Annotated in this window: 18 protein-coding genes and 2 pseudogenes; 6 read left to right on the top strand and 14 right to left on the bottom strand. The window is 70.2% G+C overall.

What is annotated here, in order from left to right; genetic code table 11:
• Positions 1–209: 209 nt before the first annotated feature.
• The 10 genes and pseudogenes from ACIQ7Q_RS12625 to ACIQ7Q_RS12580 all read right to left on the bottom strand — a co-directional run bounded on the left by ACIQ7Q_RS12625 (position 210) and on the right by ACIQ7Q_RS12580 (position 11,689).
• Positions 210–716: a hypothetical protein gene (locus ACIQ7Q_RS12625; RefSeq protein WP_403859456.1), complete on the bottom strand. Its 507-nt coding sequence runs from the start codon at positions 714–716 to the stop codon at positions 210–212.
• Positions 703–4,413 (bottom strand): hypothetical protein, encoded by a 3,711-nt coding sequence (locus ACIQ7Q_RS12620; protein WP_403859454.1) that lies wholly within the window; start codon positions 4,411–4,413, stop codon positions 703–705. The genes ACIQ7Q_RS12625 and ACIQ7Q_RS12620 overlap by 14 nt, the downstream gene beginning before the upstream one ends.
• 495 nt (positions 4,414–4,908) lie before the next feature.
• Complete coding sequence (locus tag ACIQ7Q_RS12615; RefSeq protein ID WP_403859452.1) at positions 4,909–5,589, bottom strand: class F sortase; 681 nt, start codon at positions 5,587–5,589, stop codon at positions 4,909–4,911.
• Position 5,590: 1 nt separating this feature from the next.
• Positions 5,591–6,331, bottom strand: coding sequence for a hypothetical protein (locus ACIQ7Q_RS12610; RefSeq protein WP_403859450.1), 741 nt, complete (start codon positions 6,329–6,331; stop codon positions 5,591–5,593).
• A gap of 90 nt (positions 6,332–6,421) precedes the next feature.
• Positions 6,422–7,201, bottom strand: a complete 780-nt coding sequence (locus tag ACIQ7Q_RS12605; protein ID WP_403859448.1) for an HAD-IIA family hydrolase — start codon at positions 7,199–7,201, stop codon at positions 6,422–6,424.
• A gap of 89 nt (positions 7,202–7,290) precedes the next feature.
• A pseudogene (locus tag ACIQ7Q_RS12600) lies at positions 7,291–7,661 on the bottom strand (nucleotide pyrophosphatase); the annotation flags it as partial.
• A gap of 610 nt (positions 7,662–8,271) precedes the next feature.
• Positions 8,272–8,520, bottom strand: a pseudogene (locus ACIQ7Q_RS12595) (HAD family hydrolase); the annotation flags it as partial.
• A 65-nt stretch (positions 8,521–8,585) separates the two neighbouring features.
• On the bottom strand, positions 8,586–9,371 hold the full coding sequence (locus ACIQ7Q_RS12590; RefSeq protein ID WP_403859446.1) for a GntR family transcriptional regulator: 786 nt from the start codon (positions 9,369–9,371) through the stop codon (positions 8,586–8,588).
• Positions 9,372–9,406: 35 nt separating this feature from the next.
• Positions 9,407–10,357 (bottom strand): hypothetical protein, encoded by a 951-nt coding sequence (locus ACIQ7Q_RS12585; RefSeq protein WP_403859444.1) that lies wholly within the window; start codon positions 10,355–10,357, stop codon positions 9,407–9,409.
• A 132-nt stretch (positions 10,358–10,489) separates the two neighbouring features.
• Positions 10,490–11,689, bottom strand: a complete 1,200-nt coding sequence (locus ACIQ7Q_RS12580; protein WP_403859442.1) for an ROK family transcriptional regulator — start codon at positions 11,687–11,689, stop codon at positions 10,490–10,492.
• Positions 11,690–11,745: 56 nt separating this feature from the next.
• Here ACIQ7Q_RS12580 and ACIQ7Q_RS12575 point away from each other — a divergent pair, with 56 nt between their 5' ends.
• On the top strand, positions 11,746–12,837 hold the full coding sequence (locus ACIQ7Q_RS12575; RefSeq protein WP_403859440.1) for a Gfo/Idh/MocA family oxidoreductase: 1,092 nt from the start codon (positions 11,746–11,748) through the stop codon (positions 12,835–12,837).
• Positions 12,834–13,316: a heme-degrading domain-containing protein gene (locus ACIQ7Q_RS12570; RefSeq protein ID WP_403859438.1), complete on the top strand. Its 483-nt coding sequence runs from the start codon at positions 12,834–12,836 to the stop codon at positions 13,314–13,316. Before ACIQ7Q_RS12575 ends, ACIQ7Q_RS12570 begins: the two co-directional genes overlap by 4 nt.
• A 144-nt stretch (positions 13,317–13,460) precedes the next feature.
• On the opposite strand, the gene ACIQ7Q_RS12565 is transcribed toward ACIQ7Q_RS12570, so the two are convergent.
• A complete protein-coding gene (locus ACIQ7Q_RS12565; RefSeq protein ID WP_403859436.1) occupies positions 13,461–14,321 on the bottom strand; it encodes a fumarylacetoacetate hydrolase family protein in 861 nt (286 codons plus the stop codon).
• Between the two features lie 192 nt (positions 14,322–14,513).
• Here ACIQ7Q_RS12565 and ACIQ7Q_RS12560 point away from each other — a divergent pair, with 192 nt between their 5' ends.
• On the top strand, positions 14,514–14,849 hold the full coding sequence (locus tag ACIQ7Q_RS12560) for a YnfA family protein (RefSeq protein ID WP_403859434.1): 336 nt from the start codon (positions 14,514–14,516) through the stop codon (positions 14,847–14,849).
• Between the two features lie 43 nt (positions 14,850–14,892).
• On the opposite strand, the gene ACIQ7Q_RS12555 is transcribed toward ACIQ7Q_RS12560, so the two are convergent.
• The gene (locus ACIQ7Q_RS12555; protein ID WP_403859432.1) at positions 14,893–15,645 is read right to left on the bottom strand and encodes a YidC/Oxa1 family membrane protein insertase; all 753 of its coding nucleotides are present in this window, start codon (positions 15,643–15,645) and stop codon (positions 14,893–14,895) included.
• A 92-nt stretch (positions 15,646–15,737) separates the two neighbouring features.
• The gene (locus ACIQ7Q_RS12550) at positions 15,738–16,055 is read right to left on the bottom strand and encodes a DUF6412 domain-containing protein (RefSeq protein WP_403859430.1); all 318 of its coding nucleotides are present in this window, start codon (positions 16,053–16,055) and stop codon (positions 15,738–15,740) included.
• A 263-nt stretch (positions 16,056–16,318) separates the two neighbouring features.
• On the opposite strand from ACIQ7Q_RS12550, the gene ACIQ7Q_RS12545 reads away from it, so the two are divergent.
• Complete coding sequence (locus ACIQ7Q_RS12545) at positions 16,319–17,410, top strand: sugar ABC transporter substrate-binding protein (protein ID WP_403859428.1); 1,092 nt, start codon at positions 16,319–16,321, stop codon at positions 17,408–17,410.
• 25 nt (positions 17,411–17,435) lie between these two features.
• Here ACIQ7Q_RS12545 and ACIQ7Q_RS12540 read toward each other — a convergent pair whose 3' ends face one another.
• Positions 17,436–18,224, bottom strand: a complete 789-nt coding sequence (locus tag ACIQ7Q_RS12540; RefSeq protein WP_403859426.1) for a class E sortase — start codon at positions 18,222–18,224, stop codon at positions 17,436–17,438.
• A 124-nt stretch (positions 18,225–18,348) separates the two neighbouring features.
• Here ACIQ7Q_RS12540 and ACIQ7Q_RS12535 point away from each other — a divergent pair, with 124 nt between their 5' ends.
• Both ACIQ7Q_RS12535 and ACIQ7Q_RS12530 read left to right on the top strand, forming a co-directional pair.
• Positions 18,349–19,359 carry a YecA family protein gene (locus tag ACIQ7Q_RS12535; RefSeq protein WP_403859424.1) on the top strand — a complete coding sequence of 337 codons (1,011 nt, stop codon included), beginning with the start codon at positions 18,349–18,351 and terminating at the stop codon, positions 19,357–19,359.
• Between the two features lie 65 nt (positions 19,360–19,424).
• Entirely contained in the window at positions 19,425–22,562 is a 3,138-nt protein-coding gene (locus ACIQ7Q_RS12530) for a DUF3427 domain-containing protein (protein WP_403859422.1), read from the top strand.
• Positions 22,563–22,804: the final 242 nt, after the last annotated feature.

Here is a 22,804-nt window from a genome sequence, read left to right as displayed (position 1 = left end):
TACGTGCCCTCGTCCCGGTCGAAGGTGCCGCCGCGGGTCCTCGAAGACCCGGCGAGCCTCGCCGGTCGCTGCCGGCGAAAGGATGATCGACCGCCGGTACACCAGTGGGCCGCACCGTCCGGGTACGGACGGTGCGGCCCAGGTGCCATGCGGCGCGGTGCGGTGCAACCGGCTTGGAGCCTCCGTTCATGGAGGCGCCACGAGGTCCGTCAGCCGAGCGCTTCGGTGGCCGTGCGCCGGATCCGCTTGGTGCGACCGGTTGTGGCCAGGGCCCGCAGCGCCGTCTCGTCGGGTGCCTCTGTGATGATGCGGAGCTGGAGCCAGTCGCTCCAGGTGTCGATCAGCTCCGGAACCCGGCCCGGGGCAAGTGCTCCGGACCGGAGGTCCTCCAGGGTGGCCAGTTCCCCGGCCCGGCGTTCGCAGAACGCACGGACGTCGGGCGCGAGAGCTTGGACCCAGGTGTCCCGCTCGGCGCGGGGGAGCCGTTCCAGAGCCTCCCCCACGACGCCCGAGGCGAGTGCACCGTCCGGTTCGGCCGCGACGGCTTCCAGCAGGGCGGGGCGGACCGTGTCAGATCCGAGCGCGGCGCGGTACAGCTCCCAGCGTGCGTGGCCGTCGGGGGCGTGGGAGAGGGGCCTGCCGAGGTGCTCAGCCACCCTCCGCAGGGCGTCCCGCAGCTCAGGAGGGAGCTCGGGAGGGAGCTCAGCATCGCTCATTGGCCTTGAACCTTTCCATGGCGACGCGGATGTTCTCCCTGATGGTACGGAGGTTGTTGTCGACCACGGCTTTCTGCAAGCGGGACAGTTCTCCGTCGCCCGCCAGCGGCTTGCCGTTCTGGCCGATCCTCACCTCCTTGCCCTTACCGCCCTTGACGTGCGCGTGCGGCGGAGCGTGGTCGTTGGAGTAGATCTGGATGGTGACGCCGCCCTCGTTGACGATGGTGCCCACGCCCGGGTACTCGGAGGCTGCGGCCGAGCGAGCCGTCGCGGCCAGAGCCGGAGCGGCGAACGAAGCAGTACGCACCGCCGCCGGCTTGGGCTTCACCGGGCAGGCGCGGCCCTTGCCCTGCTCGGCGTCGTCGATGATCTTGCGGAACTTGTCCAGCGTCCGCTTGGCGGTGACGGACTTCTCCAGGAAGCCGCCGATGCCACTGGCCACCCGGACGATCGCTTTGCCGACCGACCACGCCTTGGCGGCGGGCACGGCCTTGGCCAGCGTCCACAGGCAGCTTTCGATATCGCCTTCGGTGAAGCAGCGCTCCAGGTCCCGATAGCCGATCTCCTCCAGTAGGATCTCGCCGCCGTTGACCTTCAGCCAGTCCAGGATGCCCTGTCCGGCCAATGCCTTGGCCGCACGGAAAGCTTCGACGCACTCCTGGCCGCACTCCCTGAGCAGCAGGGCTTCCTCGTCCTGTGTGAGGTCCGCTCCGGTGTCACCGCCGTTGGCCTCCAGGCGTTCCTTGATCGCCTGCCTTTCCTCCTCGCGCTCGGCAGCCTCGGCACGGTCGGCCGCCTTGTCCGCCTCCGTGGCGCTCTCCACCGCGCGGGTGGCGGCACCCTCCGCGGCAGTGGCGTCCTTGTCCGCCTGGGTGGCGGTGCCCTGGGCGCTTTCGGCGTCCTTCTCCGCGGCCGTGGCCGCGGTTCGCGCGCTGCCGGCGTCGCGTTCGGCCTCCGTCGCCTCACCGTCGGCGGCAGCGGCCTCCGACTCGGCGTCGTTCGCGGCGAACGACGCGTACATGGCGTGGGCTCCGGCCTCCGCGTCGTACTTCTGAGCGTTGGCGTCGGCCTTCTTGGCCGCTTCCGCCGCCTTGGCCGCCTCCGCGGCCGACGCACGGGCCGCAGCGACGGACTGCAGGGCCTTGGCCGCGTCCGCAGCGGCAGCAGCGGCTGCCTGTGCCGCGATCTTGGCGTCGCCGGCTGCCTTGTCCGCGAGTGCCTTGGCCTCCGCCGCGGCCTTCGACGCCTCATTGGCCTTGGCCTGGGCGGCGGCGGCCTGCTGCTCGGCCAGGGTCTTGGAGGTCTGCCCCACCAGCACCGCGAAGGCGGCCGAGGTGTCGGTCTCCCGGTAGGGACTGCCCACGGCAACGGCCTCGTTCGCGGCGAGGGTCACCGCACGCGCGGCGTCCCGGGCGCCTGCAGCTGCCTGGCCGGCGGCGTGCGCGAAGCCGGCGGTCTTGGCCGCCCATGCCGCGGTCTTGGCTGCCTCAGCCTTTGCCGCATCCGCCTCCTGACGTGCCTTGATGGCTGCGGCCTGTGCCTTCTTGGCCTCGCTCTCGGCGTTGCGGGCGTTGGCCTTGGCGGCGGTCGCCGCGTCGATGGCCTCGGCCGCGGCGGCGTGAGCGGTGGCCGCTGCTGCGCTGGTGGTGAGGTAGGCAGACCACGCACGGTCGGCCGCTGCCCGTGAACGTGACGCAGCGGCGTCCGCGCGGGTGGCGGCGGCGCGGGCGTTGATCGCTGCCGTGGAGGCGTCGTTCGCGGCGGCGCGAGCCCGCCCGGCCGCGCCGGACGCGTCGTTGGCGGCACCGCGGGCCGCGGTTGCGGCTTGGCGCGCTTCGGCGGCACTGCTGGTGCCGTCCGCCGCCGCGGCGGCGGCTTCGAGCGCCGACGCACGCGAGGCCGTCGCGTTCTTGTTCCGCTCGGCTGCCTCGGCGTTGGCCCGGGCGAGCGTGGCCCGCGCCTCGGCGACTTCGGCGGCCTCGCGCTGCTCGGCGGCGGTGGCACCGCTCAACTCGGCGGAGCCACGCGCGCGCCCGGCTGCTTCGCGCTCGGCCTGAGCGCGCTGCTCGGCAGCTGCGGCCTTCTCCCGCTCACGGGTGGCGTTGGAGTGCTCCCGGGCCGCGGTGGCCTTCTCGGCCTCCGCGATGCCGCGCTGCTTCTTCGCCTCGGCCGCGCCCGCCTTCGCGGTCTGCTCCGCCGCTTCGGCGGTCGCCTGCGCGTTCTTCGCCTTGGTGGCGTTGGCGGCGGCTTCCTTGGCCTGGGTGTCGGCGGCCGTGGCGGCGGCCTTCGCCTGGGCGGCGGCCTCCAGGGCGGCAGCCTTGCGGAACTCTGTGGAGATGGCGTGTGCCTGCGTCTTGCTCAGCGAGTAGAGCGCACCGCTGTCGGCGACGGTCGCCTTGGCGGCTTGGGACGCCGTCAGGGCTGCCTTCGCCGCGGCCGACGCGGCGGCGGCGGATGCCTTCGCCACCTGGGCTGACTGTTGCGCGTACAGCAGGCCGCGTCCGCGGGGCGCCTTCGCGGCATCTGCGAGGGCGTACCCGGCGTTCTGGGCGGTGGTGGCAGCATCTGCGGCGACCTTGGCCGCGGCAGATGCCTTGTCAGCGACCGGCACCTGAGCCGCTGCGGCCTTGCGAGCCGCCGCGAGGTCGGCGGTCGCCTTCGTGAACTCCGCAGGCTTGGGCCGGAGGATGCTGTCGGGCCGTGCCGCCCAGTACTTCTGCCAGTAGAGGATCTGGTCGGCGCGCCAGGCCTGGTTGACGGCTTCCACCATGGCGGCGGTGGCCGTACGGACTTCCTTCGACGCCTTGATCTCGGCCGCCACGATGTCGGCACGCGGCTTGGCCTGTGCCGCGTACTCGCTCTCCCACTCCATGTGGGCCTGGAGCACCGCCCCGGACAGCACACGATGGAAGTCGATGGGGTTGGCGCTGTCGCAGCCGGCCCAGGCCATCTTGAGCAGCTCGACCTCGGAACGGAACTCCATCGAGTCCGGCTCAGGGGCCTTCTTGGGGAACCCGCCGAAGCGCAGGAAGTTCGCCACGTCGTTGGCGGAGCCCGCGCCGCTGCCACCGTTGTGCCCCGGGCCGAGCAGCTCGCTGCCGGCGTAGGACTGGTAGCTGCTCTCCCAGTTGTCCTCCGGAGTCGGCAGACTCCCGAAGAGCTGGACGGCCTTGGTCATCGCCTCGTTGCCCGCTCGGGGAACGGGATCCCCCCATGCCTTGGGGTAGATGTCGCGCTGCACCCCGCCGAGCAGGGTGAGGACACCGGCGGCGAATTCCGGGGCAAAGTATTCACGCCCGCCGGACGAATTGGCCGAAGCGTAGGGCTTGTTGTCGGCATTGAGGTTTTGGTAGCGCGCCTGGTATTTCGCGCCGTAGGCCGAGTCGGCGGCCTGGTCGCGGTCGTGCGCCTGCTTCACCGGCGCCCAGCCGGCCACGGTGTCCGTGAGTGCTGTGGCCACGTCCGCGTCGGTGCCTGCGAGGGCCTTCGACGCGGTGGCCTTCATCTCGCTGCCGCCGAAGCTGATGTAGCGGGCCGCCTGGCAACGCTCCTCGCGCGCGTCGAAGCCGAGGCTGATGCGATTGCTTCGCAGCCATGGGTCCGTGGGGTGGTCGTTCGGCTCCTCGGCGGCCGCCGGGACTGCCGTCACGAGGCCGCCCAAGAGGGCGGCCGTGGTTGCCAGGATGATGCCTGACATCATTCTCTTCGCCGGTCCGACGCGTCTGACGCGCCGTCGTCCGGGCAGGGCTCTTCGCACTTCGTAGCCTGTCTGCTCGACGTATGGGTCAGCCCAGGAGGAAGTACGCAAAGGGCGACGCTGCGGACCGCAGGCATCGAGATGTGCCGCATGGCTGCGTGATGGTCTTGCAGGAAGGTGCGTTGGTCGGTGCACCGCCTGGATACGTGCGCTCCCCACGCACGGTTCTTCCCCCGCCTCCCCCCGAAGGCCCGACGATCATTGCATGCCGGCTGCCGCTGGTGAAGGGCGAACTTTGTGGCCCCCGGTACGACCGGGGGCCACACCCACACCCTCCGTCTACGGACGATGTGGCCGAAGCGCCGTGCGCTTCAGTCGGCTTGGAGTCCTTGACCACAGGGACGCCACGAGGTGCGATCGTGCTCTGGCGCGACATGAGGGCACATCGTTCCGCGCCACCGATATTCGCCCACTGGCCGACGCTCCTGGGTGCTGTCAGGTGTCGGAGACGCCCGTCAGATACGCGGAGACGACCACGTTCGCCGTGTACGTGCCCTCGTCCTGGTCGAACGTGCCGCCGCAGGTGATGAGCCGTAGTTCGGCGCGGCCCTCCTGGTGCGGGCCGTAGACCTTCTGCGGGTCAAAGCGGTCCCGGCCGAAGACGCGGACGTCGTCGACGGTGAACTCCGCGACGGAGCCGTCGGCCCGGGTCACCTCGATCTTCTCGCCGGGCCGGGCGGCGCTCAGCCCGTAGAACACCGCCGGCTTCGTCTCGGTGTCCACATGCCCGACCAGCAGTGCGGCACCGGGCTCCCCCGGGCGGGTGCCGTCGCCGTACCAGCCGACCATCTGCGGCGTCTCGAACGGGGGCGGGTCCACCGCTCCCTGGGTGTCGAGGCCGCGTGCGACGACGGGCGCGTCGATGCCGAGGGCGGGAACGGCGACGCGGCGGGGATGCGCCGCGTCGCTCGGCTGGTGCGCGGGCGGCATCGGGATGCCGGGCGGGCGGCCCACCGCCGCGATGTCGCCGGTGGTGGGGGCGGAGCTGCCGCTGAGGGCGCCGGGGGCGTCGCGCCCCCACAGCCAGAGCGCGAGGACCAGGACCGCCCAGACGACTCCGGTGAACAACCGGCCGTTGCCGGCGACCGGAGTGGCGGGAGCGTCGGTGCCGGACATGTCAGTCGGTGTTCGTACGGCGCCGGCGTCGGGCGCTGCGCAGGGCCACCGCGACCGCCGCCACCGCCGCGAGGATCAGGCCGATGACGCTCTGCCGAGCGCTGGGGCCCGCCTCGTCGGTGTCGACGGTGGAGACGGGGGCCGCGAGTACGGCAGCGCCGCCGCCTCCTGCACTGACGGGGGCGACGGGCGACTCATGCGGCTGCGGCTCGTGGCTCTGCTCGTCCTCGTCCTCGTCCTGCTCGTCCGTGTTCTGCCGGCCCGTGTTCTGCCGGCCCGCGTCCTGCTCGTCCTGCTCGTCCGGGCGGTCCGGTTCCTCGTGCCGCTCGCCCTCCGACGCGCGCGGCTCGGGCTTCGACGGGTCCGCGAGGCCCCCCGCCTTGAGCGGATGGCGGTCGACCGTGACGCGGCCGGCTCCGGGGTGGTCACGGAAGTCGCAGCCCACCCGGACGTCGTACGTACCCGGCTTCACGTCGGCTCTGAGCTTCACCGCGCCGGCGAGCCAGCCGTCGCCCCACCCTTTCGTCGACAGTTTCGCGTCCTGGGCGAAGGCATCGGACCGGGCGACGCCCGATCTGCCCTTGCAGCCCACGGCCCGGATCTCGACCTTGCCGTCCGGCGCGATGGCCGCCGGGTTCACCGTGGCCTTCACGGAGCTGCCGGCGAATGCGGCGGTGGCGGGCGCCATGACGAGTACGGCGGCCACCCCAGCCACACGGAAAGCTATGAAACCAGTACGCATCGTGAACCTCCTGCCGACAGAGTCACGCGCCTGGGTGGTTTCCGCATCCGCAGGGACGGCAGCCGAAGTCAGGTCAAGCCGCTGACCTGCTCAGATGCGATCGACGAGGTCCGCGATCGAGTCGACCACCTTGGACGGCCGGAAGGGGTACCGGTCGACGAGGGCGGGCGTCGTGGAGCCGGTGAGGACCAGGAACGTCTCCATGCCGGCCTCGAGTCCCGCCAGCACATCGGTGTCCATCCGGTCACCGATCATCGCGCTGGTCTCGGAGTGGGCGCCGATGGCGTTCAGCCCCGTCCGCATCATCAGGGGGTTGGGCTTGCCCGCGAAGTACGGGTCCTTGCCGGTCGCCTTGGTGATGAGCGCGGCCACCGAGCCGGTCGCCGGCAGCGGGCCCTCGGCGGACGGGCCGGTGTTGTCGGGGTTGGTGCAGATGAACCGGGCGCCGGCGTTGATCAGCCGGATCGCCTTGGTCAGCGACTCGAAGCTGTACGTACGGGTCTCCCCGAGGACCACGTAGTCGGGGTCGTGGTCGGTGAGGATGTATCCGATGTCGTGCAGCGCTGTGGTCAGCCCCGCCTCGCCGATGACGTAGGCGGTGCCGCCGGGCCGCTGGTCGTCGAGGAACTGGGCGGTGGCGAGCGCCGAGGTCCAGATGTTCTCCACCGGGACGTCGAGGCCCATGCGGGCCAGGCGGGCGTGCAGGTCACGGGCCGTGTAGATGGAGTTGTTGGTGAGCACCAGGAACGGCCTCCCGGTCTCGCGCAGCTTCTTGATGAACGCGTCGGCGCCGGGAATCGGGACGCCCTCGTGGATGAGGACACCGTCCATGTCGGTGAGCCAGGATTCGATCGGCTTGCGCTCTGCCATCAGACGGACTCCTGCCGTGCATGTGTGCGTGCTGGGGCGCCGCGACTGCGCTGTGGCGACGCCCCCAGCCTAGAGCCTGTCCGGCCCGGTCAGGGTGTCTGGATCCTGACTCCGTCGATCACCCAGTACCAGTTGTTCGCGCCGGTGCAGTGGAAGCGGAAGCTCACGCTGGAGGCTCCGGCCGGCACCGGGACACTCAGCGACTGCCGCTGGGAGACCACGTCGGCGGTGTGGCTCTTGACGACGGAGGGCGTGCCGCCGTTGAAAGAGGCCAGACCCCGGCGCTCTGCCTGCCCTCCTGGCGGTGGAAGGTGGTGAAGTCCAGCCGTCCCGTGCTCTTCACCGAGACGTCGAAGGCCGGCGAGACGAGCGTCGAGTCGTACGGCCCCGGGTTCGTCCTGTCGTCCCACTCGTCGGAGTCCGCGACCGCGAACACGCCGCGCGCGCGGACGGAGAGCTCGGCGTGGTCGAAGGGGCGGCGTACACGCCCAACACCCCTGCGTCGCAGGGGCGTTGGTCCAGTAACCGTTATCTTTTCGCTGTCCGGCGCGCACACGCCGGGGTCGTGCGGTGAACTCTCAGCTACTGGTCGCGGACTTCCACGCGTCGATGTACGACGGGAGGTTCTTGTCGATGCTCTTCCAGTCCGGCTCGAAGACTTCGACGCCCTCGAGCAGCTGGGCGAGTTCGATCGCGTTGGCATCGACGGGCTTGACGTCCTTGTGGGCGGGGAACCCGCCGCCGATCTCGCTGACCTGCTGCTGCGCCTGCCGGGCGAGCATGAAGTCAAGGAGCTTCTTGCCGTTGGCGGTGTGCGGAGCGTCGGTGACCAGGCCCGCGGCGTACGGCAGGGCGAAGGTGGTGGGCCTGCCGCCGTCCTTGGCGGGGAACCAGATGCCCAGGTTGGGCATGGACTTGGACTGGGCGAAGTTCATCTGGAGGTCGCCGTTGGCGACCAGCAGCTCGCCCTTGTCGACCTTGGGCGCGAGCTTGGAGGTGGAGGAGGACGGGCCGACGTTGTTGGCCTGGAGTTTCCTCAGGTACTCCATGGCCGGTTCCTGGCCGCCGAAAGCCCCCGCGCGCACGCCGCTGAGCATGTCGTACGAGGTGTCGCCCGCGACGACGATCTGCCGGACGTCGTCCACGGCACCGGTCCGCAGGAACGCGCCGAGCACCATGTCCGGGTAGGGCCGCCCACGGCCGCCCGCGTCGGCCGGGCAGAGGGTGAGGCCCACCAGGTCCTTCCACCCGAGCGCCGCGAGGATGGCGTCCTGAGTGACGCGGGCGAAGCCGGTGGTCAGGACCACCGTCCTGCCCTGGTCTTCTCGTTACCAAGGACCCGGGGTGGACGCCTTCGAAGCTCAGCTCTCCGCCGTGCTCCCGCTCATCTCGCGACGGGACTCCCGCCCGTGGCCCCGCGCAGGTGGGCGGTGAAACTGAAGCGGTCTCCGCGATAGAGGGTGCGTACGCGCTCCAGCGGCTCGCCGTTCGTGTCGCGTGACACCCGGTGCAGCAGCAACATCGGCAGCGCCGGCGGCGTGCCGATGAGCAGCGCCTCCCGCGGGGTGGCGAGCACGGTCTCGATCCGCTCGTCCGCGTCGCCGAAGGAGATCCCGAGCCGGTCGCGCAGATACGCGTAGAAAGAGGAGTCCGGCTCGAACCCGGTATCCAGGTCGGGTACGCGCGCCACCGCCACGTACGTGCTCTCGAGCCCCACGCGTTCGTCGTCCGCGAGCAGCACGCGCTCCATGTGCCACACGGGCTCACCGCGCTGCACGCCGATCTCGGCGGCGAGGGCTTCGGGACAGGGGAACCGGTCAAGGGTGATCAGGCTCCGGCCGGGGGTGCGCCCCTGCCTGCGGACGCCTTCCGTGTAGCTGGCCAGGGAGAGCGGCTGCTCCAGCTTGGGCCCCGCCACCACCGTGCCGCGGCCCTGCCTGCGCAGCCGCCCCTCCAGCAGCAGCTCGCGCAGCGCCTGGCGGACGGTTTCGCGGGAGACCTCGAACCGCGGCGCCAGATCGCGCTCGGGCGGCAGCAGCCTGCCCTCGCCGAGCTCGGCGATCAGCTGGGAGGTGCGCGCCTTGACGGCGTAGTACTTGGGGATGCGCCCGTGCTCCGGAATGCCGGAGCGCACGGGAGCGCCGGGCGCCTGGTCGTTCGGGTAGTCCACCTGCCGGATGATCGCAGACCCGGGTGAACGAACGGTCAGCGTCGGCGCGGTCCGAAGTGCCGGCGAGCCGCCAGGACCAGCAGCCCGGCGCTCAGCAGGATCACGGCGGAACCGACGCCGATACGGGTCAGGGTGTCGGAACCGGTGGTGGCCAGTTGGTCGACGGTGCTCGGCGGTGACTGTGAGGCGGGAGCGGCCGACCCCCTGCCCGACACCGTGGGGCTGGGTTCCACGGTCTCTCCTTCGCCCTCCCGTTCACCCGGCGCGCCGCCCTCCAGCACGGCGAAGCGGTAGTCGCCGGATTCCCCGACCCAGTCGCCGTCGTCCCCCTGGCGCTGCACGATCGCGGCGTTGACGGTGACCGTGTTCGGGGTGGTGCCGGCGGCGAACGAGAGCCGGGCCCGTACGGTGACCGTCCCGCCGGCCGGTACGACGACCCCGAGGAAGCCGTCGTCGAAGGCGCCGACGATCTCGTCCTCCGCGGTCCGCTCCAGCGTGACGGGGCGCCAGCGGGCCGTTTCCTCGTCGTAGAACTCCAGCGTGACCCGGTCGGCGGTCAGTCCGCTGTCCCGGGCGGTGAGGATGAGCACCGGGTGGATCCGGTGGCAGACCTCGCGGGTGGTGTTGGTCAGGTCGACGGACCACGACCGGAAGCCGGCACCGGCCCGGACGGAGGCGGGGCCGCCGTGGATGCGGGTCTTGATGGGGAAGTCGGGATCGGACGCCTTGCCGCAGGTGGGTGCGCGGTCGGCGGGGCTGTCTCCGGAACGGACCTTTGACCGGACCTCCGCGCGGCCTTCCACACGGCCTTCCACACGGCCTTCCGCACGGCCTTCCGCACGGAAGGCGGCAAAGGGCCCGCCGGGTGCCATGGCGAGGGGGGTACGGGTGGTCACCGCCGCCGCCGTAGCGGCCGATCCGCTGATCACCGCGGACGCGATCAGCGCCGCGGCGGCTACGAAGGCGAGGGCATTGCGGGTTCGCATGAGGAGGGCCTTTGCTTGCTCGCGTACTGCCGGGACCGCCCGGGACGAAGCCCGGGCGATCCCCATGCTGCGCCCGGTCGCCGGGCCGCCGCAGGCGCCGTACGGCCGATCAGCGGCGCAACGCCCCTCGTGTCAGCGTTTTTCCGCGCCGCCGCGATTGGTCGCGGGCGGGGGTTGGGACGCGGTCGCGGGCGGGGGTTGATCCCCGGACGCGGCCGGGGCGACGGCCTCCGACCGCCCGAACACCGGCGCGAGCACCAGCTGCGCGGCACCGTCCGCGACGGTGTGCGCGCCGCCTCCCGCGGGGGCGACAGGGACACGGGTGCGCGCGGCGAGCACCGCGCCCACTCCGCGTACGAACTCGTCCTCGGCGGCGGCGACGACACGGCCGCCGAGGAGCACCCGGTCGATGTCGAGCAGCTCGACGAGGTTCGTGGCGCCGGTGCCGAGGACGCGGGCGGCGGAGTCGATGTCGCCGCGGGAGACGGCGGCGAGGCACAGGGCCTCGATGCAGCCGCGGTTGCCGCAGGTGCACGGGGGCCCGTCGAGCTGGATGACCTGATGGCCGAACTCGCCCGCCCCGGTCCGGGCGCCACGGTAGAGCGCGCCGCCGAGCACAAGACCGGCGCCGAGGCCGGTACCGAGGTGGAGGTAGGCGAAGGAGCCGCCGGGACCGCGAAGGGCGAGGCCGAGAGCGGCGGCGTTGGTGTCCTTGTCGACGACGACGGGCAGCCCGAGCCGCCCGGCGAGCGCCTCCCGCACCGGAAATCCCTCCCACTCCGGGAAGCCGGTGACCCGCTGCGCCACCCCGAGGAAGTGATCCAACGGCCCCGGCATGGCCACGCCCACCCCGAGCACCCGCAACCCGGAGCCCGCCGCCGCGCCCGCGCCCGCGTCCGCTCCCGCTCCTGCCAGCAGCGCTTCGGTCTCGGCCGCCGCGATCGCGACGACCGCCTCCGCGCCCGCCCCCAGGTCCATCGGCACGGTGCGGTCGGCGACGCGCGTGCCGGCGAGGTCGAGGAGGACGACCGTCAGCTCGTCGCGGTCCAGGTGGAGACCGACCGCGTGGCCGGCCGACGGCACAAGCCGCAGCACCGTCCGGGGCTTTCCACCCGTCGACGCGCGGCGGCCCGCTTCCGTGACCAGGCCCTCCTCGCGCAGCCGGGCGACAATCTTGCTGACGGCCTGCGGTGTGAGCCCCGTGCCCTCGGCCAGCTCGAGCCTGCTGATGCCGCTCTCGCCCGCCGTGCGCAGCAGGTCGAGGACGAGCGCCGCGTTGTGGCTGCGCAGCGCGGGCAGATTGGCTCCGGCTCCCGCCGTGGTCCTGTTCACCCTGCCATTCTCCGCAGCGCTTGCACTTTGGCAACACCGTTGCTTAAGTGGTTTGCATGACTGGTACCGGCTCTCCCCTCCGCGTCGCCCTCGTCGGCTACGGCCTGGCGGGCTCCGTCTTCCACGCCCCGCTGATCGCCGCCACCGACGACCTCGTCCTCGACACGGTCGTCACGTCCTCCCCGGAGCGGCAGGAGCAGGCCCGCGCCGAGTTCCCCGATGCCCGTTTCGTGCCCTCCCCCGACGACCTGTGGGCCCGCGCCGACGAGCTCGACCTGGTCGTGATCGCCTCGCCGAACAAGACGCACGTCCCGATCGCCCGTGCCGCCCTCGAGGCCGGTCTCGCGGTCGTCGTCGACAAGCCGATCGCCGGCACCGCCGCCGAGGCGCGCGAGCTGGCGGCCCTCGCCGCCGAACGCGGCCTTGTGCTCTCCGTCTTCCAGAACCGCCGCTGGGACAACGACTTCCTGACTCTGCGCAAGCTGATCGCCGACGGCGAGCTCGGCGACGTCCAGCGGTTCGAGTCCCGCTTCGAGCGCTGGCGCCCTCAGCTCAAGGGCGGCTGGCGCGAGTCCGGCGACCCGCTGGAGATCGGCGGCCTGCTGTACGACCTCGGCAGCCATCTCGTCGACCAGGCGCTGACCCTCTTCGGCCCGGCGGTGCGGGTGTACGCGGAGGCGGACGTGCGCCGCCCCGGTGCGCAGACCGACGACGACACCTTCATCGCGATCACGCACGCGAACGGCGTGCGCTCGCATCTGTACGCCAGCGCGACGACCGCACAGCTCGGCCCCCGATTCCGGGTTCTCGGCTCGACGGGCGGGTACGTGAAGTACGGCTTGGACCCGCAGGAGGACGCGCTGCGCGCCGGACGCCGCCCGGGAGCCGGCGAGGCGTGGGGCGTGGAGCCGGAGTCGATGTGGGGCCGGGTCGGTGCGGGAGAGTCGCCGCTGACCGGCGGGGGTGTTCCCGTGAAGACCGTGCCGGGCGACTACCCCGCGTACTACGCGGCGGTCGCCGCCGCCGTGCGCGACAAGACCGCTCCGCCGGTCACCGCGGAGGAGGCCGCCGCCGCTCTGGACGTGCTGGAGGCGGCCCGCCGTTCCGCCCGTGAAGGGATCACCGTCACCGTGGAGGTCAGCGCATGAGCACGATGAACTCGATCCCGCATCTCACCGTCGAGGAGATCGTCGAGCAGGAGCGTCGGCTGACGCTCCGCCGGTTCACGTACTCCGACGCGTGGGCGCTCGGCAGCATGCTGGTCGAGATGGCGCACCTGCGCGAGGCGCCGGTGGCGATCGACATCCGCCGCGGCGCTCAGCAGCTGTTCCACTGCGCCCTGCCGGGTTCGAGCGCCGACAACGACGCGTGGATCGACCGCAAGCGCCGGGTGGTCGAGCGGTACGGCGAGAGCTCGTATCTGGTGGGGGCGCGGCACCGCGCCAAGGGCACGACGTTCGAGGAGTCCTCACGCCTGGACCCGAATCTGTACGCGGCGCACGGCGGGTCGTTCCCGATCACGATCGCCGGTGTGGGCGTGGTCGGTTCGGTCACGGTCTCCGGTCTGCCGCAGGCGGACGACCACGCGATGGTGGTAGAGGCGCTGGAGCGCTTCCTCGCCACCTGAGCCCGTCCCGGGCCGGGGCGGTACGGCGCGCGGCATGCTGCTGCGCGCCGTACCGCCCGCCCCCGTCTGCTGCCGGGCGCTGCCTGTGCGCTCGGCGCTCGGTCGCGCCATACGGCCGGGGGCTCACGCGCCCTCGGCGACGCGTTACGCGTCCTTGAGCTCCTGGCGCTGGCGGCCCAGTCCTTCGATCTCGAGCTCGACCACGTCCCCGGCGCGCAGGTACGGCTTGGGCTCGGGTTGCCCGAGCGCCACGCCCGCCGGCGTACCGGTGTTGATGACATCGCCCGGGTACAGCGTCATGAACCGGCTGACGTAGCGGACGACCTGGGCGACCGGGAAGATCTGGTCGGCGGTGGTGCCGTTCTGCTTCAGCTCGCCGTTGACCCAGAGCTTCAGGCCGAGGGCCTGCGGGTCCGGCACCTCGTCCGCGGTGACGAACCAGGGCCCGAGCGGGTTGAAGGTCTCGCAGTTCTTGCCCTTGTCCCACGTGCCGCCGCGCTCGATCTGGAACTCGCGCTCGGAGACGTCGTGGGCGACCGCGTACCCGGCGACGTACGCCAGCGGGTCCTCGTCCGCCTCGATGTAGCGGGCAGTACGTCCGATGATCACCGCGAGCTCGATCTCCCAGTCGGTCTTGCGGCTGCCGCGCGGTACGAGCACCGTGTCGTTCGGCCCGACCACCGTGTCGGCGGCCTTGAAGAAGACGACGGGCTCCGCGGGGGTGGCGGCGCCGGTCTCCGCCGCGTGGTCGTGGTAGTTCAGCCCGATGCACACGACCTTGCCGATCCTGCCCAGCGGCGGACCGACGCGGAGCCCGGCGGCGTCCAGAACGGGCAGGTCACCCGCCTGGGCCGCATTCCTGATCCGGTAGAGGGCGGCGGCGTCGGAGAGCAGCTCTCCGTCGATGTCCGTGACGAGACCGGACAGGTCACGCAGGGTCGTCCCGTCTTGGTCGAGCAGCGCGGGGCGCTCGGCGCCTGCCGTACCGACACGCAGCAACTTCATGGTCTGTCTCCCCTGGTCGAGTGCGAGCCCGCCCGACAGGTGCGGCCATCGGAGGATCGGAGGATTGGCTGATCCTCCAAGAGGCCGGACCACTCCGCAAGACCCTGTTCACAACCTGGACCCTTACCTGTCGGTAGCCGGGGCCGGTGCCGTGCGAACCGACCCCACGGCGGCCCGGTTAAGGTCGCTGCCATGTCTGTCGCACGCTCCGTCGCCCTCTTCCTCGTCGCCGCACTGCTCGAGATCGGCGGGGCCTGGCTCGTCTGGCAGGGCCTGCGCGAGCACAGGGGCTGGCTCTGGATCGGCGGCGGCGTCATCGCCCTCGGCCTGTACGGCGTCGTCGCCACATTCCAGAGCGACGCCGACTTCGGTCGCATCCTGGCCGCGTACGGCGGGGTCTTCGTCGCGGGATCCATCGCCTGGGGCATGGTCGCCGACGGCTACCGGCCCGACCGTTACGACATCACCGGCGCCCTGATCTGCCTCGCGGGGATGGCCGTCATCATGTACGCACCCCGTGCCCGCTGACCTCCCCGCACCGACGCGCCGCACCTGCGTCCGTGCCGGAGCGTCAGAGCTGGGCCACGGGGGCCGGGATGTCCCGGTAGAGGAACACCCGCTCGACCGCTGTCCAGGTCGTGGAGGTGACGACGTACAGCGCGGCGGCCAGCGGCACGACGGCGACCGTCGCGAGTGTGGCGAACGACAGCAGCGGCATGATCTTGGTCATCGCGCCCATCGCCCCCATGCCGGGCAGCTGCTCCCCGCCGGCGCCGGCCACGGGCACAGGAGCCGCCGCCATCTGCTGCTTGGTACGCCGGTAGTTGAAGGTCGCGACGGCGGCGACGATCACGAAGAGGACGAGGTACACAAGGCCCGCGCCGCCGAACAATCCACCGTCAGCGAGGGCGTCGTGCCACCGGCCTCCGAGGGGCGCGTCGAAGAGCGCGTGGCCGAGCAGACCGTTCGGCTCGTCGCCGATCTCCGCGCTCGAGAACAGGTGGTACATCAGGAAGAACGCCGGCAGCTGGAGCAGGCTCGGCAGACAGCCGGACAGCGGCGACACCTTCTCCTTCGCGTACAGCTCCAGCGTCGCCTTCTGCAGCCGCTCCGGGTTCTTCCCGTGCTTGGTGCGCAGCTCGGCCAGCCGCGGCGCGAGCCGGGTGCGGGCCTTCTGCCCGCGGGCCGCGGCACGGGACAGGGGATGGACCGCGAGCCGCACGAGCGCGGTGAACACGACGATCGCGGCGGCGGTGGCGGACGCGGCGAACAGGGGCTGGAGCAGGTCGGCGAGCTGCTCGACCAGGGTGGCGAAAACGGACATGGGTGAGCCCTTCGGGGTCTCGTCGTGCCGGGAACGAGGACATGACGGCATGACGACCCGCGAGGGGACCGATGGGGCGTATCCGGTGCTGCCTACAGGGCCGTCAGGACGAGACGGCCGGGCGCTCGGGGGCGCCTGCGCCCGCGAGCGTCAGGATCACGCTGCGGCAGGAAGGCAGTGCGCCTCTCCCGGTCACGCAGGGCGGTCCGTATTCGCGTGCGCGGCACGGCGGGCGCGCAACGCGCACTGATGACGGCGCAGACGACGAGGGCGGAACCTGCGGCAGCGGTGGCCGTCGCGGCGAGCGCGAGGGCGGCCGAGATGCTGCTGCCGTCGACGAGGAGGACCTCGAGCAAAAGGAGGAACAGCAGGGCTGCGAGCCGGAACAGCTGCACCGTACGACCGGCCATACGCCCCTCCCCCGCAGTGATGTGTTCGCGCTTCCGTCCCTATATACGTCCGGCCGGCGCGCACGGTTCCCGAACGCGTGAACGCATCGCGCATTCCCGTATCTGAACCGGTGAGGGCTACACGCATTCCGACACTTGGTTACGCACAATCACGTTGCCATCACGTTAATCGTGCATGTCTTGACGCTTCTTTCGTCACAGAGTTGCCTTTGGGCCACCTCGGCCGCAAATGTGCGGCCTGTCAGGGAGGTCGAGTACAACTGATGAACGCACAACTGCGCCGTGCGGCTGGTGCAGCCGCCGCCACCGTGCTGGCCATGTCGCTCTCGGGCTGCGGCGGCTCCGACGAACCGGGCGTGAGGCTGAGCGACGACATCGTCGTCGGTCTGCTTCTGCCCGAGAACCAGGCCGCCCGCTACGAGAAGTTCGACAAACCGGTCATCGAGGAGCGGATAGCACGGCTCACCAACAGCAAGGGCAAGGTCCTCTACGCCAACGCGAAGTCGGACCCCGGCCTGCAGACGCAGCAGCTCGAGAACATGATCAAAGAGAAGGTCGACGTGCTGATCGTCGACGCCGTGGACGCCAAATCGATCGCCGGCGCGATCGAGAAGGCCGACGCGGCCGGCATCCCGGTCGTCGCCTTCGACCGTCTCGCCGAGGGCCCCATCGACGCCTACGTCTCCTTCGACAACGAACAGGTCGGCAACGTCCAGGGAAAGGCCCTGCTGGAAGCCCTCGGAGACGACGCGAAGACCGGCGAGGTCGTGATGGTGCACGGCGCCGTCACCGACCCGAACGCGGCGATGTTCAAGAAGGGCGCCCACACCGAGCTCGACGGCAAGGTCAACATCGGCCCCGAGTACGACACCAAGGACTGGAAGCCGCAGAACGCCCAGGCCCACATGCGGAGCGCGATCACGTCCCTCGGCGCTGAGAACATCGCGGGCGTCTACTCCGCCAACGACGGCATGGCCGGCGGCATCATCGCCGCGCTCAAGGAGTCCGGTCTCTCCGAACTCCCGCCGGTCACCGGCCAGGACGCCGAACTCGCCGCCGTGCAGCGCATCGTCGCCGGTGATCAGTACATGACGGTCTACAAGCAGTACGCCCCCGAGGCCGCGTCCGCCGCCGAGATGGCCATTCTGCTGGCCCGGCACATGTCCCTCGGCGCGGCAGCCCACACGGACATCGACACCTCGACCGCCACGTCCGTTCCCACCGTGCTCATCCCCGTCATCGCGGTGACGAAGGACAACATCAAGGAAACGATCATCCAGGACGGCCTCTACACGGTGAAGGAGATCTGCGCCCCCGCCATCGAGGCCGACTGCGATGAGCTCGGCCTGACGTAGGCGCCCGGCTCGGCGTACGCGGCGCTCACCGGGGCCGCATCGACGTCAGCTTCCCCCACACCACGAGCCGGTACTTCGAGCTGTACTCGGGCGTGCACGTCGTCATCGTCAGGTAGTGGCCCGCCGCGCTGTACCCCGCGGCGGGCCGCACCGCGCTGCGCGGAACCGTGTTGATGACCCCGATGTCCCTGGGTGTCGTCCTGGCCAGCGCCCTGTCGACGGCGTACACGTACACGCCGTCGCGCGTCTCGACCTCCACCGTGTCGCCGGGCCGGAGCCGGTTGATGTACCGGAAGGGCTCGCCGTGGGTGTTGCGGTGTCCGGCGACAGCGAAGTTCCCTGCCCGGCCGGGCTGCGCGGTGCTCGGGTAGTGGCCGACGTACCCCTTGTCGAGGACACCCCGCTTTCCGACTCCCTCGGCCACGGGGGCGACGACCCCCAGCCGGGGAATGCGCAGGACGGCGTAGGCCTGATCCCAGCGCGGCGGCGAAGGGTCGCGTGCCCCCTCCCGTACGTGCTCGCCCGCGCGACCGCTCCCCGCCTCCGTCCCGTCCTCCGTCGTCGTGCCGTTATCCGGCGCCGGTTCGGATGCCCCGTCGGGCGCGCGCCCCCACTCCTGCTCCAGGGTCCGGACCTGCCGCTGTGCTCCCTCCTGCGCCTGCCGGTTGGTCCACCACAGCTGGTGCACGACGAGCAGCAGCACGACGACCCCGCAGGTGACGAGGACCTCCGCGCCCACCCACAGCCCGCGGGCGAGCCGCACGCGCCCGCGCCGCTGCACCCGTATCCACGCCCGCTCCCGCCGCCATCGCACGGGCGCAGGGTAGGGCGGCGCCCTTCAACGCACCAGCACCGCGACGTACACGACCCCGTCCCCGCTCGGTCAAGGCCACCGGGTCGTCTGATGCCCCGCTCCGTACAGCAGTACGGTGTGCTGCATGCGCCCCGACACGCCTGCTGACCACATCGCCGAAGCCGAGCGCCTGCTGCGAACCGCCGACCAGTATCCGCAGGACCAGGAACCGCTGCTCCTCCAGGCGGCGGCCCATCTGGAACTGGCCGGCGAGCGCGGTCAAGCCTCCAGCCTCTACGACCGCCTCCTGGCGTCCGAGAACCCGGAGCACCCGCTGCTCGTCAAGGCGTTCCAGGCGGCCAACCTCTGGGAGTACGGCCACGAAGCCGAGGCACGCGCCCTGATCAACGGCATCCAGGCGGCGGCCCCGACGGAGGCCGCGCCCTGGGCGATCATCGCCGAGACGCTGGAGAACCACGACGAGCTCGAGGCCTCCCACGAGTGCTTCTCGACGGCGCTGACGCTCCTCCTCTCCGAAGGGGACGAGGAGGTCCCGTACGCGACGCGCTCTCTCCTCTCGGGCCGCCACCGCGTCCGCCGCATGCTGGGTCTGCCCCACGACGAGTGGGATAAAACGGCCGACCGCGTCCACGCGGACCACACCCCGGACGTCACCCTCGACGAGCTCCACGACCCGAAGCGCCTGTGGGCGCTCGGCTCCGACAACCCGGCCGAACTGCGGGCCGAGATCGCCCGCCTCCACTCCGAACTGGGCTCCTACCGCTCAGCTCTTTCCCGCCCCTTCCCGGTCGCGGTGCTGCACTGGCCGGAGGCGGAACTGACCGAGCTGCTCGAGGCGTATCCGGTACTCGAAAACGAGTACCCGACCCACGCGGCCCACCTGACGGACATCGAGGCCTCGCTGAGGGACCTGGCGGCGACGGGCACGGAGAACCTGGGCATCGTGACGGCGACGGTCCCCTCCTACGAGGCCTTCGCCGCCTCCGAACAGTCCTCCCCCGCGAACGCGGACCTCCTCCCCCAGTACGCCACGACCCTCGCGGCCCGAGGCCGGGCTGCGGCGTGGCCACCGGCGAGGGGTGCAGCGTGCTGGTGCGGGTCGGGGAGCGCGTACCGGGACTGCCACGGGGCGTAGAACTCCCCCCGGACTGTCAGTGATGCCTGATATCACTGACAGTCCTATAGGGGGAGGGAATGCGCATGCCGGGTCCCACTCATGCCGATCAGCCTGTAACCGGGCTGTACGAGCAGTTGGTCACCTTGCGGCTCGAGAGCCAGCTCAAGGCCCTCACCAGTGATCGATGGCATGCCATCGATCACCAGATCGGGCCCGAGTCGTCGCCACACATCATGGCGCGGCACGTGGCCGAGACGACGAGACGTGTCCTCGAACGGCTACCGCCCGCCGAGCGCGTCCATGCGGCCAATCACATCCTCGAGTCGATGAACACCATTGAGGGGGCTCGGGAGTGGGTTGATCTGGTGGCCGACGGTCCTCGCCAGCTTCTCGCCATCGCTGAGCAGGAGGCGAAGGGCGTCTACGCGATCCGCCCGGTGACGCCGCTTTCGGACACGGCGCTGAACACTAACTCTCCAGGAGACCCAAGCTTCGGTTTCGAGCTGCGTGCGGAGTTGGCAACCGCCGACCGCGTCGACCTGCTCTGCGCCTTCGTGAAGTGGCATGGCCTTCGCGTCATAGAGCAGGCTCTCGAGGCCGCGAACGCACGAGGTGTCCCGATCCGCGTCATCACGACCACATACATCGGTGCCACCGAACGAAGGGCACTGGACAATCTGGTTCATAAGTTCAACGCGCAGGTGAAGGTCAACTACGAGCTGCGCTCCACCCGCCTGCACGCGAAGGCATGGCTCTTCCGGCGCAACAGCGGCTACGACACCGCGTACGTCGGCAGCTCCAACCTCTCCAAGGCCGCACTCCTTGACGGCCTTGAGTGGAACGTGCGCCTGTCGTCGATCGCAACGCCGGATGTGTTGCGGAAGTTTGAGGCCACGTTTGACTCCTATTGGAGTGATTCAGCCTTCGAGTTGTACCACCCAGAGCGTGACGCCTCCCGCCTCGACGCAGCGCTTCAGCAGGCGGGCCGCGGAGGCAGTAGACCTGACAGTCCCCACATCACCCTGTCGGGGCTTGAAGTGCGTCCCTACCCCCACCAGCGCGACATGCTGGAGCGCCTTGAAGTCGAGCGCACAGTTCACGATCGGCACCGGAACCTGCTGGTCGCCGCTACAGGAACCGGCAAGACTGTCATGGCCGCTCTCGACTACAAGCGGCTTGTGAAGCAGCAGGGACGGGACCTGCGGCTACTGTTCGTCGCGCACCGGCAGGAGATCCTGCAGCAGTCGCTTCGTACGTACCAAGACGTCCTCGTCGACGCCAACTTCGGCCAGCAGTGCCACAGCGGAGTCGTTCCCGAAGAGTGGAATCACGTCTTCGCTAGCGTTCAGTCGCTCAATGCCCAGTCACTGGAGCGCTTCGCGCGTGATCACTTCGATGTCATCGTTATCGACGAGTTCCACCATGGGGTCTCGCCGACGTACCGCAAAGTCATCGACCACTTCGCGCCACTGGAGCTCCTAGGCCTGACAGCCACCCCGGAGCGGATGGACGGTCGCAACGTCCAGGACGAGTTCTTCGATGGGCGCATCGCAGCTGAAATACGCCTATGGGAGGCGCTTGAGAACGACCTCTTGAGCCCCTTTCACTACTTCGGCGTGACCGACAACACCGACATGAGCGCCATCGCGTGGAAGCGTGGTTCCTACGACACTTCTGCGCTCAGCAACCTCTTCACGGGCAATGAAGCCCGGGCACGTCTCGTCGTGCAGGCAGTCATGGACAAGGTTACTGACGCCCGCTCCATGCGAGCGCTCGGGTTCTGCGTGTCGATCGCCCACGCCAAATTCATGGCCGACTTCTTCCGCCGCGCCAATATCGAAGCCGTCGCGCTATCGGGCGAGACCCTGCGCGAGGAACGCAAGGCCGCGCTGGACGCCCTGAGAGCCGGCAAGCTCCAGGTGATCTTCTCTGTTGACCTCTTCAACGAAGGCCTGGACGTACCGGACGTCGACACGCTCCTGCTTCTCCGCCCAACCTCGAGTGCCACCGTCTTCCTCCAGCAGTTGGGGCGCGGCCTACGACGGAGTGAAGGCAAGGCGGTGCTCACGGTCCTGGACTTCATCGGTCAGCACCGCAAGGAGTTCCGCTTCGAGCAACAGTTCCGGGCACTGACCAACCTTTCGCGCAACCGCCTTCTGGCGAACGTAGAGCAAGGGTTTCCTCAGCTGCCCTCCGGGTGCCAGATCATCCTTGAGTCCAAGGCCAAGGACCTGATCCTCAAGAACCTTCGTAGCCAGATTGGCGTGAATGTCACTCAGCTCAGCCGCGAGGTAGGCGAGTACGCCGAGCCGCGGCTTGCGGGGTATCTACGAGAGAGCGGACGGGAGCTCAAAGAGCTCTACCGGGGCAACGGCAACTCATGGACCAACCTGCTGCGCCGCGCCAATCTCCTCACGGGTCCGGCCCCGGACGGCGAGGCTGCTCTCCTCAAGCGCGTTTCCGCCTTCCACCACGTGGACGACCCGCAGCGTGTGGCGACGTACACCAGGCTCCTCCAAGATGAGGCACCCGCCTACGAAGACCTCGAGGCGCGCGATCAGGCGTACGCACGAATGCTCTACTTTTCATTGTGGCCCCTGGGCGGCTTCTCCACCTACCAAGGAGCCCTAGACTCACTGCGTCCGCAGCACGCCTTCCGCGACGAAGTCCGGCAAGTGCTGGCTCAGGCACTCGACCGCACCGACCACGTACCTGTTCCCCTCCTCAGGGAACTCGCCGGCCTGCCGCTCACCGTCCACGCCTCCTACAGCCGCGAGGAGATCCTTCCTGCCCTCGGCCAGTCGTTTATCGGGGGCTTTATGCCCGGCCACTTCCGCGAGGGCGTGCGGTGGTGCGAGAGCGTCCAGACCGACGCGCTCCTGATCACGCTGGAGAAGGACGAGAAGGACTTCTCCCCGCAGACGCGTTACCGCGACTATGCCAAAAACAACTACCTCTTCCACTGGGAGTCCCAGAACCAGACGTCTGAGACGTCCCCAACAGGTGTGCGCTACCAGCGCCATAGGCAACAGGGGACGCACGTCCTCCTGTTCGTCCGCCGCTACAAGAAGACGGATATCGGCGGCCCTCAGCCGTGGATGCTGCTGGGCCCAGCTGAGTACATGGAGCACAGTGGCAGCAATCCGATGGGCATCACGTGGAGGCTGCGGCACGAGATCCCGGCGGACGTGTGGACGTACTCGGCGATCGCGGCGAGCTGACCGGGGGGGTGGTCCGGTTGGGGCCCGCCTCACGACGGGACGTCAGCGCTGCGCTTCACGAGGGGCTCACCATCTCCCACTCGACAGCCATCGGCGATCCCCACCACCCATCCTCGGTCTGCCAGAGGGAAGCGATGCCATGCCCTTCCAAATACTGCGAGTAGACACCTATATCACTCGTAAAGAGCGCGAGCATGCGGGGGTCGGGACGTCCGATCTCGCTGTAGTAGAAGTAGCGGTAC

The organism is Streptomyces sp. NPDC096176, assembly GCF_044763255.1.
Classification (GTDB): Bacteria; Actinomycetota; Actinomycetes; order Streptomycetales; family Streptomycetaceae; genus Streptomyces.
The sequence above is the reverse complement of the archived record's forward strand: the minus strand, read 5'-3'. Positions and strand labels throughout refer to the sequence as shown.

What these genes read in the sequence shown, in the direction of transcription:
- ACIQ7Q_RS12615 (WP_403859452.1), bottom strand. Translation starts at nt 5,589, where the DNA reads ATGTCCGGCACCGACGCTCCCGCCACTCCGGTCGCCGGCAACGGCCGG.
- ACIQ7Q_RS12585 (WP_403859444.1), bottom strand. Translation starts at nt 10,357, where the DNA reads ATGCGAACCCGCAATGCCCTCGCCTTCGTAGCCGCCGCGGCGCTGATC.
- ACIQ7Q_RS12605 (WP_403859448.1), bottom strand. Translation starts at nt 7,201, where the DNA reads ATGGCAGAGCGCAAGCCGATCGAATCCTGGCTCACCGACATGGACGGT.
- ACIQ7Q_RS12575 (WP_403859440.1), top strand. Translation starts at nt 11,746, where the DNA reads ATGACTGGTACCGGCTCTCCCCTCCGCGTCGCCCTCGTCGGCTACGGC.
- ACIQ7Q_RS12625 (WP_403859456.1), bottom strand. Translation starts at nt 716, where the DNA reads ATGAGCGATGCTGAGCTCCCTCCCGAGCTCCCTCCTGAGCTGCGGGAC.
- ACIQ7Q_RS12535 (WP_403859424.1), top strand. Translation starts at nt 18,349, where the DNA reads ATGCGCCCCGACACGCCTGCTGACCACATCGCCGAAGCCGAGCGCCTG.
- ACIQ7Q_RS12565 (WP_403859436.1), bottom strand. Translation starts at nt 14,321, where the DNA reads ATGAAGTTGCTGCGTGTCGGTACGGCAGGCGCCGAGCGCCCCGCGCTG.
- ACIQ7Q_RS12550 (WP_403859430.1), bottom strand. Translation starts at nt 16,055, where the DNA reads ATGGCCGGTCGTACGGTGCAGCTGTTCCGGCTCGCAGCCCTGCTGTTC.
- ACIQ7Q_RS12545 (WP_403859428.1), top strand. Translation starts at nt 16,319, where the DNA reads ATGAACGCACAACTGCGCCGTGCGGCTGGTGCAGCCGCCGCCACCGTG.
- ACIQ7Q_RS12555 (WP_403859432.1), bottom strand. Translation starts at nt 15,645, where the DNA reads ATGTCCGTTTTCGCCACCCTGGTCGAGCAGCTCGCCGACCTGCTCCAG.
- ACIQ7Q_RS12620 (WP_403859454.1), bottom strand. Translation starts at nt 4,413, where the DNA reads ATGTCAGGCATCATCCTGGCAACCACGGCCGCCCTCTTGGGCGGCCTC.
- ACIQ7Q_RS12530 (WP_403859422.1), top strand. Translation starts at nt 19,425, where the DNA reads ATGCCGGGTCCCACTCATGCCGATCAGCCTGTAACCGGGCTGTACGAG.
- ACIQ7Q_RS12610 (WP_403859450.1), bottom strand. Translation starts at nt 6,331, where the DNA reads ATGCGTACTGGTTTCATAGCTTTCCGTGTGGCTGGGGTGGCCGCCGTA.
- ACIQ7Q_RS12560 (WP_403859434.1), top strand. Translation starts at nt 14,514, where the DNA reads ATGTCTGTCGCACGCTCCGTCGCCCTCTTCCTCGTCGCCGCACTGCTC.
- ACIQ7Q_RS12570 (WP_403859438.1), top strand. Translation starts at nt 12,834, where the DNA reads ATGAGCACGATGAACTCGATCCCGCATCTCACCGTCGAGGAGATCGTC.